General features: G+C 42.0%; 14 protein-coding genes. 13 read left to right on the plus strand and 1 reads right to left on the minus strand.

What is annotated here, in order from left to right:
• Positions 1-46: 46 nt before the first annotated feature.
• The 9 genes from lepA to mtaB all read left to right on the plus strand — a co-directional run bounded on the left by lepA (position 47) and on the right by mtaB (position 11,146).
• Positions 47-1,885, plus strand: coding sequence for a translation elongation factor 4 (gene lepA / locus M2369_RS01835; RefSeq protein ID WP_008342476.1), 1,839 nt, complete (start codon positions 47-49; stop codon positions 1,883-1,885).
• 114 nt (positions 1,886-1,999) lie between these two features.
• Positions 2,000-3,139, plus strand: coding sequence for a radical SAM family heme chaperone HemW (gene hemW, locus M2369_RS01840; RefSeq protein ID WP_035390855.1), 1,140 nt, complete (start codon positions 2,000-2,002; stop codon positions 3,137-3,139).
• An 81-nt stretch (positions 3,140-3,220) separates the two neighbouring features.
• Positions 3,221-4,252, plus strand: coding sequence for a heat-inducible transcriptional repressor HrcA (gene hrcA / locus M2369_RS01845; protein WP_008342473.1), 1,032 nt, complete (start codon positions 3,221-3,223; stop codon positions 4,250-4,252).
• A gap of 64 nt (positions 4,253-4,316) precedes the next feature.
• Positions 4,317-4,874 (plus strand): nucleotide exchange factor GrpE, encoded by a 558-nt coding sequence (gene grpE / locus M2369_RS01850; RefSeq protein ID WP_008342471.1) that lies wholly within the window; start codon positions 4,317-4,319, stop codon positions 4,872-4,874.
• 24 nt (positions 4,875-4,898) lie between these two features.
• A complete protein-coding gene (dnaK, locus tag M2369_RS01855) occupies positions 4,899-6,737 on the plus strand; it encodes a molecular chaperone DnaK (protein ID WP_056705287.1) in 1,839 nt (612 codons plus the stop codon).
• A gap of 165 nt (positions 6,738-6,902) precedes the next feature.
• Entirely contained in the window at positions 6,903-8,036 is a 1,134-nt protein-coding gene (dnaJ, locus tag M2369_RS01860; protein ID WP_217966985.1) for a molecular chaperone DnaJ, read from the plus strand.
• Positions 8,037-8,058: 22 nt separating this feature from the next.
• Positions 8,059-8,994, plus strand: a complete 936-nt coding sequence (prmA, locus tag M2369_RS01865) for a 50S ribosomal protein L11 methyltransferase (RefSeq protein WP_017358022.1) — start codon at positions 8,059-8,061, stop codon at positions 8,992-8,994.
• 23 nt (positions 8,995-9,017) lie between these two features.
• A complete protein-coding gene (locus M2369_RS01870) occupies positions 9,018-9,788 on the plus strand; it encodes a 16S rRNA (uracil(1498)-N(3))-methyltransferase (RefSeq protein ID WP_024718812.1) in 771 nt (256 codons plus the stop codon).
• Complete coding sequence (mtaB, locus tag M2369_RS01875; RefSeq protein ID WP_017367626.1) at positions 9,788-11,146, plus strand: tRNA (N(6)-L-threonylcarbamoyladenosine(37)-C(2))-methylthiotransferase MtaB; 1,359 nt, start codon at positions 9,788-9,790, stop codon at positions 11,144-11,146. The genes M2369_RS01870 and mtaB overlap by 1 nt, the downstream gene beginning before the upstream one ends.
• 40 nt (positions 11,147-11,186) lie before the next feature.
• Here the strand turns inward: mtaB and M2369_RS01880 are convergent, their stop codons facing one another.
• Positions 11,187-12,116 carry a Na/Pi symporter gene (locus M2369_RS01880; protein ID WP_039167243.1) on the minus strand — a complete coding sequence of 310 codons (930 nt, stop codon included), beginning with the start codon at positions 12,114-12,116 and terminating at the stop codon, positions 11,187-11,189.
• Positions 12,117-12,300: 184 nt separating this feature from the next.
• Here M2369_RS01880 and rpsU point away from each other — a divergent pair, with 184 nt between their 5' ends.
• The 4 genes from rpsU to floA all read left to right on the plus strand — a co-directional run bounded on the left by rpsU (position 12,301) and on the right by floA (position 15,413).
• The gene (rpsU, locus tag M2369_RS01885) at positions 12,301-12,474 is read left to right on the plus strand and encodes a 30S ribosomal protein S21 (RefSeq protein WP_003152957.1); all 174 of its coding nucleotides are present in this window, start codon (positions 12,301-12,303) and stop codon (positions 12,472-12,474) included.
• A 14-nt stretch (positions 12,475-12,488) separates the two neighbouring features.
• Positions 12,489-12,938: a GatB/YqeY domain-containing protein gene (locus M2369_RS01890; RefSeq protein WP_007501319.1), complete on the plus strand. Its 450-nt coding sequence runs from the start codon at positions 12,489-12,491 to the stop codon at positions 12,936-12,938.
• 141 nt (positions 12,939-13,079) lie between these two features.
• Complete coding sequence (locus M2369_RS01895) at positions 13,080-14,393, plus strand: NfeD family protein (protein ID WP_259253327.1); 1,314 nt, start codon at positions 13,080-13,082, stop codon at positions 14,391-14,393.
• 27 nt (positions 14,394-14,420) lie between these two features.
• Complete coding sequence (floA, locus tag M2369_RS01900; protein ID WP_168948521.1) at positions 14,421-15,413, plus strand: flotillin-like protein FloA; 993 nt, start codon at positions 14,421-14,423, stop codon at positions 15,411-15,413.
• Positions 15,414-15,433: the final 20 nt, after the last annotated feature.

The following is a 15,433-nucleotide window of genomic DNA, read 5'->3' on the forward strand; positions in this document are numbered from 1 at the left end:
AATCTAACCTAGCGCAACCCGCGTTTTATAGTAGGAGTGATAGATTGTGACAGATAAAGAAAAACGATTAGAACGGCAATCAAGAATTCGAAATTTCTCCATTATCGCCCATATTGACCATGGGAAATCCACATTGGCTGACCGTATTTTGGAAAAAACAGCGGCGATTACGCAACGAGAAATGAAAGAACAATTACTTGATTCCATGGACTTAGAGCGTGAACGCGGCATTACGATCAAATTAAACTCTGTCCAGCTGAAATATCAGGCGAAGGATGGAGAAGAATATATTATGCACCTGATTGATACACCAGGGCATGTCGACTTCACCTATGAGGTATCTCGAAGCCTAGCTGCCTGTGAAGGTGCAATTCTTGTGGTGGATGCAGCACAAGGCATTGAAGCACAGACACTAGCGAACGTTTATTTAGCTCTTGATAACAACTTAGAAATCCTGCCGATCATTAACAAAATTGATCTGCCGAGTGCAGAACCTGAACGTGTAAGACAAGAAATTGAAGATGTCATCGGGTTGGATGCATCTGAAGCTGTTCTTACCTCTGCTAAGGCGGGCATCGGGATCGAGGATATTTTAGAACAAATTGTCGAAAAGGTGCCGGCACCAGCTGGAGATCCAGAAGCACCACTCCAAGCCCTCATTTTTGATTCTCTCTACGATGCGTATCGTGGCGTCATTGCTTACATACGAATTGTCGAAGGAACCGTCAAACCAGGTCAAAAAATCAAGATGATGGCGACAGGCAAAGAATTTGAAGTGCTTGAAGTCGGCGTATTTACACCGAAAGCAATGCCAACAGACGAACTCACTGTTGGAGATGTTGGCTATTTAACAGCTGCTATTAAAAATGTTGGCGATACACGTGTAGGGGATACGATCACAAGTGCGGTAAACCCTGCGAAAGAAGCTCTACCTGGATATAGAAAGCTGAACCCAATGGTGTACTGCGGCCTTTATCCAATTGACACAGCGAAATATAACGACTTGCGTGAAGCGTTAGAAAAGCTTGAATTAAACGATTCTTCACTTCAATATGAGGCAGAGACATCCCAAGCACTGGGCTTCGGTTTCCGCTGCGGCTTCCTTGGCATGCTTCATATGGAAATCATCCAAGAACGGATTGAACGTGAATTTAAAATCGACCTTATTACGACAGCGCCAAGTGTTATTTACGATGTGTATATGACAGACGGAGAAAAAATCGTCGTAGATAACCCGTCCAATTTGCCTGATCCGCAAAAGATTGAGCGAATTGAAGAGCCATACGTGAAGGCAACAATGATGGTGCCAAATGATTATGTTGGTTCTGTGATGGAGCTTTGCCAAGGAAAGCGCGGCAATTTCATTGATATGCAATATCTTGATGCAAACCGCGTGAGCATTGTGTACGAAATTCCTCTGGCAGAGATCGTATACGAATTCTTTGATCAATTAAAGTCCAATACAAAAGGGTATGCATCCTTTGATTACGAGCTGATCGGCTATCGCCCATCCACTCTAGTGAAAATGGATATCATGCTTAATGGCGAAAAAATCGATGCGCTTTCCTTTATTGTTCACCGCGATTATGCATATGAACGCGGAAAGATCATTGTAGAAAAGCTGAAAGAATTGATTCCGCGCCAGCACTTTGAAGTACCAGTTCAGGCAGCGATCGGTCAAAAGATTGTTGCTCGGTCTACCATTAAAGCAATGCGCAAGAACGTACTAGCGAAGTGTTATGGTGGAGATATTTCCCGGAAAAGAAAGCTTCTTGAGAAGCAAAAAGAAGGGAAAAAGCGCATGAAGCAAGTGGGTTCTGTAGAAGTCCCACAAGAAGCATTTATGGCCGTGCTGAAAATGGACGACAGCACACCGAAAAAATAACATCCTCAAGGCAACCTGCTTTACAATGCTCGCCTTGACGTTTATAGTCGAAAACAAACGAAGAGGCCGCAGCGATAAACTGCGGCTCTTTACCTGTAAAGAAGGTGTCAACAAATGAAAGCAGCATACATTCACATTCCATTTTGTGAGCACATTTGTCACTATTGTGATTTTAATAAATTTTTCATTAAAACCCAGCCGGTCGATGAATACTTAGCCGCTCTTGAAAAAGAAATGCAGCACACGATCGATCAAAAAGGGGAGCAAGAACTAAAGACGATCTTTATTGGCGGGGGAACCCCGACATCACTGACAACCAGCCAGTTAGATCAGCTTATGGACAGCATTCACCGCGTATTAAAACCAACCAAAAACTTAATCGAGTTTGCAGTAGAAGCAAACCCAGACGAACTATCGCTTGAGAAATTGAATGTCTTAAAATCAGCAGGCGTTAATCGGCTGAGCTTTGGTGTTCAAACATTTGAAGATGACCTGCTCAAAAAAATCGGACGGGTTCATCAAAAGAAAGATGTTCTCACATCTTTCGAGCGAGCAAGAGCAGTTGGGTTTGACAACATTAGTCTTGATCTTATGTTTGGTTTGCCTCATCAAGAGAAGCATCATGTCATGCATTCACTAGAGACCGCTTTTTCATTAGGTGCAGAACATTATTCGGTTTATTCGCTGATTGTCGAGCCAAAGACGGTCTTTTACAATTTGATGCAAAAAGGGAAACTGCATTTACCACCGCAAGAACGTGAGGCTGAAATGTATGAGCTCGTCATGGATGAAATGGAGCGGCACGGACTCAAACAATATGAGATTAGCAATTACGCCAAACCAGGTTTTGAAAGCCAGCATAACCTCACCTATTGGAGCAACGAAGATTACTTTGGTTTTGGCGCAGGAGCGCACGGGTATGTAGATGGCGTCCGCAATGTGAACGCTGGACCAGTGAAGCATTACTTAGAGCTCATTGAACAAACAGGGTTTCCATATAAGGAAACGCATCAGGTGACAAAAGCAGAACAGATCGAAGAAGAAATGTTCTTAGGTTTGCGGAAAATTGAAGGCGTGAAAAGTGCTCACTTTCAAGCGAAATTTGGAGCATCACCAGAAGCACTCTTTCCCGCCATTCTTGAAGAATTAGCAGAAAAAGGTCTCATTGAACAGGATGAGATTGGCATTCGTTTAACAAGAAAAGGAAAATTGTTAGGGAATGAAGTATTTCAAGCGTTTCTCGGTGAGTTATAATTGACATTTTAATTTGAGTTTGGTAATTTTGTTTATACAATTAGCACTCGTTGAAAGAGAGTGCTAACAGGGGTGATGATGATGTTAACAAATCGTCAGCTTTTGATTCTACAAGTCATTATTAATGACTTTATTCGTTCGGCGCAGCCAGTTGGATCAAGGACTCTTTCCAAAAAAGAAGACATTACATTCAGCTCTGCGACGATTAGAAACGAAATGGCTGATTTGGAGGAACTCGGTTTTATTGAAAAGACCCATTCTTCATCAGGAAGAATTCCTTCCGAAAAAGGATATCGTTATTATGTAGATCATTTGCTCTCTCCGCGAAAACTGTCATCTAAAGAGCTTGTGCTCATCCAGTCAGTATTTCAGGAGAAAATTTTTGAGCTGGAAAAAACAGTTCAAAAATCGGCGGAAATTTTATCAGATCTCACAAACTACACATCGATTGTCCTTGGTCCAAAGCTAAGTGAAAATCGATTGAAGCAAATTCAGCTTGTCCCTGTCCAGCCTAATAAAGCAGTAGCGATTATGATTACAGACAGCGGGCATGTTGAAAACAAAACCATTACCTTCTCTGAGCATCTTGATGTCTCCGATATTGAGAAGCTGATGAATATTTTAAACAGCCGCTTAGCCGGAGTCCCGATGGATCAGCTGAAGGACAGGATGTATAAAGAAGTAGTGATGCTCCTTCGCACGCATTTAAAAGACTATGATCATATTTTAGATGCACTTGGTAACACATTCACTTCAACACAAAATGAATCAAAACTTTTCTTTGGCGGGAAGATTAATATGTTGAACCAGCCAGAGTTTCATGACATTGACCGCATTCGTTCACTCATGATGCTGATTGAACAAAAGAATGATGTCATGCAGCTGTTTCATCCAAATCAGCAAGGAATCACCATTAAAATCGGTTCAGAAAACAATTTGGAAGCAATGGAGAACTGCAGTTTAATCACAGCAACTTATGCGATTGATCAAAAATCACTCGGCTCCATCGCTGTCATTGGTCCAACCCGTATGGATTACGGGCGAGTCGTTAGTCTTTTGCATCATGTATCAAAAGACTTGTCAAACGCACTTTCCAATTTGTATGATGAGTAGGGTGATAAAAGGTGGGGGGCACAGCCCCTTCATATAATTGAATCTTTTGAGGGAGGTGAACACAATGTCAGAAGAAAAACAGACACCTGAGCAAGCAGCAGAGGTTGAAGCACAAGAAGAAGCAGTTCAAGCAGAAACTGAGGAAGTAAAGCACGATGAACAGTCTGCCTTCCAAGAGAAGATTGATGAATTGCAGCAGCTTCTAGATGAAAAAGAAAACAAAATTCTGCGTGTTCAAGCAGATTTTGAAAACTATAAACGCCGTGCTCGAACTGAAGTGGAGACCGTGCAAAAATATCGTTCTCAACATGTTGTCAGCGACCTTCTCCCAGCTCTCGACAACTTTGAAAGAGCGCTTGGAATCGATCCAGACAATGAGCAGACGAAAAGTTTGTTAGAAGGGATGCAAATGGTTTACCGCCAGCTGGTAGAAGCGTTGAAAAATGAAGGCGTTGAACCAATTGAAGCTGTCGGCAAAGAGTTCGATCCAAACCTTCATCAAGCCGTCATGCAAGTTGAAGATGAAAACTACGATTCAAACATCGTTGTAGAAGAATTGCAAAAGGGCTATAAACTCAAAGACCGAGTTATTCGTCCATCAATGGTAAAAGTAAATCAATAACTACATAATGGGAGGTCATCGAATATGAGTAAAATCATTGGTATTGACTTAGGAACAACAAACTCATGCGTTGCAGTACTCGAAGGCGGCGAGCCAAAAGTTATTGCAAATGCTGAAGGAGCACGTACAACACCATCTGTTGTCGCTTTTAAAAATGGAGAGCGCCAAGTAGGTGAAGTAGCAAAACGTCAATCAATTACAAACCCAAACACCATCATGTCTGTTAAAAGACATATGGGTACAGATTATAAAGTAGAAGTTGAGGGCAAGAACTACACGCCGCAGGAAATCTCTGCAATCATCCTTCAACACCTTAAATCTTACGCTGAAGCTTATCTTGGCGAAGAAGTAACAAAAGCGGTTATTACAGTTCCTGCTTACTTCAACGATGCAGAGCGCCAAGCAACAAAAGATGCTGGTAAAATTGCTGGTCTTGAAGTAGAACGTATCATCAACGAACCAACAGCAGCTGCACTTGCTTATGGTTTAGATAAAACAGATGAAGATCAAACGATCCTTGTATACGACCTTGGCGGCGGTACATTTGACGTGTCAATCCTTGAGCTTGGAGACGGCGTCTTTGAAGTACGCTCAACTGCTGGGGACAACCGTCTAGGTGGAGACGATTTTGACCAAGTCATCATCGATCATCTAGTGGCTGAGTTCAAAAAAGAAAACGGCATTGATCTTTCTAAAGATAAAATGGCGCTTCAGCGTTTAAAAGATGCTGCTGAAAAAGCGAAAAAAGATCTTTCTGGTGTATCTTCTACACAAATCTCACTGCCATTTATCACAGCTGGAGATGCAGGTCCTCTTCACCTAGAATTAACGCTAACGCGTGCTAAATTCGAAGAGCTTTCTGCAGACCTTGTAGAGCGTACAATGACACCTGTACGTCAATCACTGAAAGATGCTGGTCTATCTGCTAGTGAGATTGATAAAGTTATCCTTGTTGGTGGATCAACTCGTATTCCTGCAGTACAAGAAGCAATCAAAAAAGAAACAGGTAAAGAGCCTCATAAAGGCGTAAACCCTGATGAAGTGGTTGCACTTGGTGCAGCAATTCAAGGTGGAGTTATCACAGGAGATGTCAAAGACGTTGTTCTTCTTGACGTCACACCACTTTCTTTAGGAATTGAAACAATGGGCGGCGTATTCACAAAGCTGATTGAACGTAATACAACAATTCCAACAAGTAAATCTCAAGTATTCTCAACGGCTGCTGACAACCAAACTGCTGTAGACATTCACGTCTTACAAGGTGAGCGTCCAATGGCAGCAGACAACAAAACATTAGGTCGTTTCCAATTGACTGACATTCCACCAGCACCACGCGGCGTACCACAAATCGAAGTATCTTTTGATATCGATAAAAACGGTATCGTCAACGTACGTGCGAAAGATATGGGTACTGGAAAAGAACAAAACATCACAATCAAATCTTCTTCAGGTCTTTCTGATGATGAGATCGAAAAAATGGTCAAAGAAGCAGAAGAAAATGCTGAAGCAGATGCGAAGAAAAAAGAAGAAATCGAAGTGCGCAATGAAGCAGATCAATTAGTGTTTACAACAGAAAAAACATTAAAAGATCTTGAAGGCAAAATCGATGAAGAGCAAGTGAAAAAAGCAAACGACGCGAAAGATGCACTAAAAGCTGCGATCGAAAAAGGCGAGCTTGAAGACATCAAAGCGAAAAAAGATGAGCTGCAAACAATCGTTCAAGAACTAACGACAAAGCTCTATGAAGAAGCTGCAAAACAAGCACAAGCTCAGCAAGAAGGCGCTGAAGGTGCTCAAAAAGCAGATGACAATGTAGTGGATGCAGAATACGAAGAAGTAAACGACGATCAAGAGAAAAAATAATCACCTTTACTTTTGAAAAAGACTGCTGAAACGTACTCGTCAGAAAGTCAAAGTCAGGATCTCTTGGCTTTGACTTTTTTCTTTTCAACGATGAAAAGGAATTGAAAAAGATCAATTTAAAATGATACAATCGTATTTATGTGAGAAAATCGGGAGTGTGAAGAGATGAGTAAGCGTGATTACTATGAAGTGCTTGGCGTGAGTAAGAGCGCCTCAAAGGACGAAATCAAAAAGGCATACCGCAAGCTTTCAAAAAAGTATCACCCTGATATTAATAAAGAAGCTGGCTCAGATGAGAAATTCAAAGAAGTAAAAGAAGCCTATGAAACCCTTTCTGACGATCAAAAACGTTCACAGTATGACCAGTTCGGTCACACCGATCCAAACCAAGGATTTGGTGGCGGCGGATTTGGCGGTGGAGGAGACTTTGGCGGCTTCGGCGGATTTGATGACATCTTCTCTAGTATTTTTGGCGGCGGAGCCAGAAGAAGAGATCCAAATGCACCGCGTCAAGGAGCGGACCTTCAATATACAATGACCCTTTCATTTGAAGAAGCGGCATTTGGGAAAGAAGCAACGATCGAGATTCCCCGCGAGGAATCATGTGAAACGTGTCATGGATCAGGTGCAAAACCTGGAACACAGGCGAAGACATGCTCACATTGCGGCGGATCAGGTCAACTAAATGTCGAGCAATCCACGCCATTTGGTAAAGTAGTCAACCGCAGAGTATGTAACTACTGTAGCGGAACTGGTAAACAAATTGAACATAAGTGTTCAACATGTGGTGGATCTGGTAAAGTGCGTAAGCGTAAGAAAATCAATGTGACGATCCCAGCAGGTGTGGACGATGGTCAGCAGCTTAGAGTATCTGGTCAAGGTGAACCAGGTGTAAATGGAGGACCTCCAGGCGATCTATTTGTTGTTTTCCATGTGAGGGCGCATGAATTCTTCGAACGAGATGGAGATGACATCTACTGCGAAATGCCGCTTACCTTTGCGCAGGCTGCACTAGGTGATGAAATTGAAGTGCCGACATTACATGGGAAAGTCAAATTAAAAGTTCCTGCGGGCACACAAACGGGCACGAAGTTTAGACTCAAAGGAAAAGGTGTAAAAAATGTACGCGGTTATGGTCAAGGCGATCAGCATATCGTTGTACGCGTCGTAACACCGACGAATTTAACTGAAAATCAAAAAGATATCATTAGAAAATTTGCTGAAGTGAGCGGAAATAAACCGGACGAACAAGAAATGAGCTTTTTCGATAAGGTGAAACGCGCATTTAAAGGCGAGTAAGACGGATAAGGAGTTGGTAGTATTGAAGTGGTCAGAAATAAGCGTCCATACAACAAATGAAGCGGTGGAACCGATCACCAATATTTTGCATGAAGCAGGTGCAAGTGGTGTCGTGATTGAGGACCCGCTTGATTTAGTCAAGGAACGTGAAAATGTATACGGTGAGATCTACCAGCTCGATCCGAATGATTATCCTGAGGAAGGGGTTATCGTCAAAGCCTACCTTCCGATGAATAGCTTTTTGATGGAAACGGTAGATGAGATCAAAGAAGCCATCAATAATCTTCTTCTATACGATATTGACCTTGGACGAAATACACTGTCAATTTGTGAAGTAAACGAAGAAGAATGGGCGACTGCATGGAAGAAATACTATCATCCTGTGAAAATCTCTGAGAAATTTACCATCGTCCCAACATGGGAAGAGTACACACCCGTTCATTCTGATGAATTGATCATCGAAATGGACCCTGGAATGGCATTTGGAACCGGTACACATCCAACAACGGTTCTTTGCATTCAGGCGCTTGAGCGCTATGTGAAGGAAAACGACACGGTGATTGACGTTGGAACAGGATCTGGCATTTTAAGTGTTGCCGCTGCAATGCTCGGTGCAAAAGACATTCATGCATTTGATCTCGACACCGTTGCAGTGGAAAGTGCAAAGCAGAACATCGAATTAAATGGTGTGAGCGAGCAAGTAACGGTAAAACAAAATAATTTACTTGATGGGATTTCAGGTGAACGCGATGTGATTGTGGCCAACATCCTTGCAGAGGTCATCATGCGCTTTACAGATCAAGCGTATGATCTATTGAAGAAAGACGGTTACTTCATTACATCAGGCATTATCGGACAAAAGAAATTACAAGTCAAAACTGCTTTAGAAGAAGCCGGTTTTGAGATTGTTGAAGTGCTGTCAATGGAAGATTGGGTCAGCATAATAGCGAAAAAATAAAGCGAGTAGGTGTCAGGACACGTATGCAACGATATTTTATCGACCTCACAAAAGAAGAAGTGACGGAAAAGGGAAACATCGTCATAAAGGGTGAAGATGTTCATCACCTTGCAAACGTCATGCGGATGAAAGCAGGAGAAGACATCCTTTGCTTAACGACAGACGGCTTTGAAGCGCTCAGTAAAATTGATACAATAACAAAGGAAGAAGTGATTTGTCACTTGGAAGGCTGGACGAATCAGAATCGAGAACTTCCGATCAAGGTGACGATTGCAAGCGGTCTGCCAAAAGGGGATAAGCTTGAATGGATTATCCAAAAAGGCACCGAGCTTGGCGCAAGTGCTTTTATTCCGTTTCAAGCGACTCGTTCGATTACAAAACTTGACCAAAAAAAGTCATTAAAAAAACGAGATCGCTGGGAAAAAATTGCGAAAGAAGCTGCGGAGCAGTCTTACCGGAATATCATTCCGCGCGTTTATCCAGTATCAACATTTAAAGAGCTGATTCAACTGGCCGGTGAATTCGATAAATGTGTCGTTGCATACGAAGAATCATCGAAAGAAGGCGAGCAAAGCCGGTTTCAAACGGTGCTCCAACAGATGAAGGGCGGACAAACCTTATTAGTGGTTTTTGGTCCAGAAGGCGGTTTAGCAGAAAAGGAAATTGAAGAACTTGAAGCGCATGGTGCAGTCATTTGCGGGCTTGGACCACGCATTTTAAGAACAGAAACAGCTCCTCTTTACGCGCTTTCTGCTATATCTTATCAAACAGAGTTATTAAGAGGTGAATCATGATGGGAACAGTAGCGTTCCATACACTTGGCTGTAAGGTCAATCACTACGAAACAGAAGCCATCTGGCAGCTGTTTAAAGAAGCTGGCTATGAAAGAAAAGATTATGAATCAAAAGCAGACGTATATGTCATTAATACATGTACCGTCACCAATACAGGCGATAAAAAAAGCCGCCAAGTCATTAGAAGAGCCATTCGTCATAATCCGGATGGTGTCATTTGTGTAACAGGCTGTTACGCACAAACGTCTCCGGCAGAAATCATGGCGATTCCTGGTGTTGATATTGTGGTTGGCACACAAGACAGACATAAACTGCTTGGTTATATTGAAGAATACAGAAGAGAAAGACAGCCGATCAACGGAGTTGGCAATATCATGAAAGCACGGGTCTTTGAAGAACTAGATGTTCCTGCGTTTACTGACAGAACACGTGCTTCATTAAAAATCCAAGAAGGCTGTAACAATTTCTGTACATTCTGCATTATCCCTTGGGCTCGCGGATTACTGCGTTCTCGCGATCCAGAAGAAGTCATCAATCAAGCGCAGCAGCTTGTCGATGCTGGCTACAAAGAAATTGTATTAACAGGTATTCATACAGGTGGATACGGTGAAGATTTAAAGGATTATAACTTTGCTAAGCTTCTGAAAGAATTAGATGAACGTGTGGCGGGATTAAAACGAATCCGCATTTCATCCATTGAAGCAAGTCAAATTACAGACGAAGTGATTGAAGTGCTCGATCAGTCAGATAAAATTGTGAGACACTTGCATATTCCGCTTCAATCTGGCTCTAATACTGTACTGAAAAGAATGCGCCGTAAATACACAATGGAATTCTTTGCAGAGCGTTTAACGAAGCTCAAAAAAGCATTGCCAGGTCTTGCTGTCACTTCAGATGTGATCGTTGGATTCCCAGGAGAAACAGAAGAAGAATTTATGGAAACATACAATTTTGTCAAAGACCATCAATTCTCTGAGCTCCATGTGTTCCCTTACAGCAAACGGACAGGTACGCCTGCTGCAAGAATGGAAGATCAAGTAGATGAGAATGTGAAAAACGAACGCGTTCACCGCCTCATTGCTCTTTCTGATCAGCTTGCAAAAGAATATGCATCGGCATATGAAGGCGACGTCTTAGAGATTATTCCAGAAGAATCCTTCAAAGAACAAGACGGAACGCACAATCTGTATGTAGGTTATACTGATAACTACATGAAGGTCGTATTTGAAGGAACAGAGGACATGATCGGCCGTTTGGTAAAAGTGAAGATTACGAAAGCAGGTTATCCTTATAACGAAGGGCAATTCGTCCGTATAAGTGATGACGTGCAGACGGATCAAGTGAGAATGACCTCATAATGAATGAAAAACCGGCAGCCATTAGGCAAGCCGGTTTCTTTTATGTTGACTGATTTGGAAGAAGGAACAAAATCAAGGCGTGAAAAGGGCGGATGAACGGGAAAAAGAGGAGAGAACTTGCAACATTAAACAGCAGACTAAAGTGCGCAATCTGCTGGGCAGGAGAGCTTGCTAAAAGTGCAACAAACTCTGTGATAAAGGTGAGAAAAGGAAGACATAAAAGAACACCTAGAACATTAAACACGACGTGTGCATACGCGGTTTGGCGGGCTGCATAACCGCCAGAGATAGCAGCCATCACGGCAGTAATACATGTTCCGATATTGGACCCTAAAACAAAGCTGATGCCTTCTTTTAGAGCGACAGTCCCTTCATTCATAAATCCCATCAAAATACCGATACATACAGAACTTGAATGAACAATCGCCGTGAACACTGTACCAGAGAGAAGAGCTGTCCAATCGGAATGCTGCATCATTTCAAGGAAACGCAGTGTCTCTGGCTGACTGGTCATCATACCTGCAATTTTTGAAAAACCTTGAATACAAAAAAAGATCATGCCAAGCCCAAATAAACTTTTTCCTGCATATCGAAAAGACTTCCTGCCCAAAATGATACATAAAAGACCAGCTGCAATCAGAACCCACATAAACACGTCCATCTTAATGGCAATAAATTCTGTCGTAAATGTTGAGCCGATATTCGTTCCAAGAATCATGGGTATGGATTTTTTAAACGTGAGAATGCCTGTACTCACAAAGCCGATAACGATGACCATAAACGCCGAACTGCTTTGAAGAACCCCTGTAAACACAATACTGACCAAGAATGCTTTGACTGGATGATCTGTAAAGAGAAGAAGTGATTTCTCAATACGAGACGACGTGAGTGCCATTAATCCTTTCCTAAGCAAACCCATTGCCCATAAAAAAATGAAAATAAGTGCACAAAAATAAATGATCGCCATCATAGAAAAGTCCTCCTCTTACCAATGAATATATGGACTTGTCTACCTGCTCATGACGAAAATATATTTCCAAATCACTTAGTTGACCTCAACCTAGGCTTATATTATAATGTCTAGGTACATGTTTTGCATATGTATATCTTTTTTTAATGCAGTCGATTGGTGTATTCGGAGGGAGGGAAAGAGAATGTCAAAAACGGTCGTTAGAAAAAACGAATCGCTTGAAGATGCTCTTCGTCGCTTTAAACGCAGTGTATCCAAAACTGGAACATTGCAAGAAGCAAGAAAGCGTGAATTTTATGAAAAGCCTAGCGTAAAGCGTAAGAAAAAGTCTGAAGCTGCTAGAAAACGTAAATTCTAAAGAGGGTGGATTTTATGAGTCTTCTTGAGCAATTAAATTCTGATATGAAGCTTTTTATGAAAAACCGAGAGAAAGACAAGCTTATTGTCATTCGTATGGTAAAGGCTTCACTGCAAAATGAAGCAATAAAGCTTAAGAAAGACAGTTTGACCGGAGATGAGGAACTAACCGTCCTTTCCCGCGAGATTAAGCAACGTAAAGACTCCCTCCATGAATTTTCGAAAGCTAATCGCTTAGATTTAGTAGATAAAGTTCAAAAAGAGATTGACATTTTAGACGTTTATTTACCTGAACAGCTTTCTGAAGAAGAACTGCAGGCGGTTGTGAAAGAAACAATCGCCGAAACCGGTGCTTCATCGAAAGCTGATATGGGTAAAGTGATGAGCGCTATTATGCCAAAAGTAAAAGGTAAAGCTGATGGGGCTGTGATTAACAGACTTGTCAGCGAGCAACTGTCTCAATAAAAAAGTATCCTTCTCATGTTAGAAGGGTACTTTTTTTATGCCTCCATAAACTTGTCATATAAAAATGAAACCTATGATACATTTGTAACGTATGTAAAGGAACGGTAAAATGAAAGAAAGAGAGGGGGGATCACCAAATAGATGAAAAAAATGAAAATTTCTATTGCTCTCTTCAGTTGTTTTATAATATGCTTGTTATTAGGGGTTCAATTGACCGCGAAATCAGCAGATCAGAAAGTTCATGTTATCCCAATTGAAGATACAGTAGAAAAAGGACTTTCTAAATTCATTGAACGATCATTTGAGCAGGCAAAGTCGGAACGGGCGAAGCACATCATTCTCGACATCAATACACCAGGTGGTGCAGTCGATGCGGCGCTTGAAATAGCCGATACCATTCGTGCATCCGACATCCCAGTGACAGCGTTTGTGAATCATAGAGCGCTTTCAGCCGGGGCATTCATTGCCCTAAATGCCGATCAAATTTATATGACCCCAAACGGAAAGATGGGGGCTGCTGCGATCATTGACGGTGAAGGCAACGCTGCCGATCAAAAATCTGAATCTGTATGGCTTGCTGAAATGAGTGACGCTGCTGAAAAGCAGGGGCGTGATCCAAAATATGCTCTTGCGATGGCAGATGTAGATATAGACGCAAAAGAAGCTGGTGCACCAAAAGGAGAATTGTTGACCTTTAACACAGATCGGGCGCTTCAGTTCGGTTATGCAGAAGGAGAAGCGAAAAATATGGATGACTTGCTTCAGAAGCTGAACTTAGCAGGTACCTCTGTTCAATACGATGAAGTGAGCTTTGCTGAAAAGGTTGCGCGTTTTCTCACGCATCCGATCGTCATTCCTATCCTTTTATCCATTGCGAGCTTAGGGTTAATTGTTGAATTATATTCTCCGGGCTTTGGGGTCCCGGGCACCATGGGAGTCACAGCGCTTCTTCTATTCTTTTATGGTCATCTCGTGGCAGGTTTTGCAGGATATGAGACATTGTTCCTGTTTTTGGCAGGGATTGTGTTGATCATTCTGGAATTATTTTTGCCAGGGGGAATCGTGGGTGTCATTGGACTAATCTGTGTCGTTGTCAGCTTATTTTTAGCAGCTGGAAGCTTTACAGAAATGGCGATTTCCATCTTGATTGCCACTGCTGTTTCAATCATAGCAGTTATTTTATTGACAAAGGTGTTGGGGAAACGTATGAAATTTTTTAAAAAGTTCATTTTAACCGATTCAACCAATAAAGAAAGTGGTTATGTCTCAAATGAAACAAGAGATGATCTTGTAGGACAAATCGCAGTGACAGCAACAGCACTTCGTCCATCTGGTACGATTGTATTCGGAGACGAGCGCATTGATGTTGTGTCAGAAGGTGCTTTTATCGATAAGGATGAACAAGTAAAAATTGTGAAAGCGGAAGGCTCACGCATTGTCGTGAGGAAAGTATAGATATACTGATTTTATAGGAGGAATAAAATGGATCCATCTACTTTACTATTATTTGTGATTATCGCAGCAGGTTTGATCGTTCTATCGATCTTCTTCACCTTTGTACCGGTGATGCTGTGGATTTCTGCCCTAGCGGCTGGCGTAAGAGTGAGCATTTTTACACTTGTAGGAATGAGACTTCGCCGAGTCATTCCAAACCGAGTGGTCAATCCGCTCATCAAAGCACATAAAGCAGGTCTTGATGTGACGATTAACCAATTAGAAAGTCACTACCTTGCAGGTGGTAACGTTGACCGTGTTGTCAATGCATTGATCGCGGCTCAACGTGCGAATATCGAATTGAACTTTGCTCGCTGTGCGGCAATCGACCTAGCAGGCCGTGACGTACTTGAAGCTGTCCAAATGAGTGTAAACCCTAAAGTCATTGAAACACCATTTATCTCTGGTGTGGCAATGGACGGGATTGAAGTAAAAGCAAAAGCACGTATTACAGTTCGTGCAAACATTGACAGACTTGTCGGTGGTGCAGGGGAAGAAACGATCATTGCTCGTGTAGGTGAAGGGATTGTTTCGACAATCGGTTCATCAGATAATCATAAAAAGGTTCTTGAAAATCCTGATATGATTTCTCAAACGGTTCTTGGTAAAGGATTAGATTCAGGTACAGCATTTGAAATTCTCTCGATTGATATCGCAGATGTTGATATCGGTAAGAACATCGGGGCAATTCTGCAAACAGACCAAGCAGAAGCCGACAAAAACATTGCACAGGCGAAAGCAGAAGAACGCCGGGCAATGGCTGTTGCACAAGAACAAGAAATGCGTGCGAGAGTTGAAGAAATGCGCGCGAAAGTAGTAGAAGCAGAGGCTGAAGTACCACTTGCAATGGCCGAAGCACTACGTGAAGGTAATATTGGAGTTATGGACTACATGAACATTAAGAATATCGATGCTGATACGGATATGAGAGATTCATTTGGCAAAATGACAAAAGGTCCATCTGATAATGAAAACAAATAAGCATCCTCTCACGCTTTAAG

Origin of the sequence: Bacillus sp. JUb11 (assembly GCF_024807925.1) — a bacterium.
In the GTDB taxonomy this organism is placed as follows: Bacteria; Bacillota; Bacilli; order Bacillales; family Bacillaceae; genus Bacillus; species Bacillus altitudinis.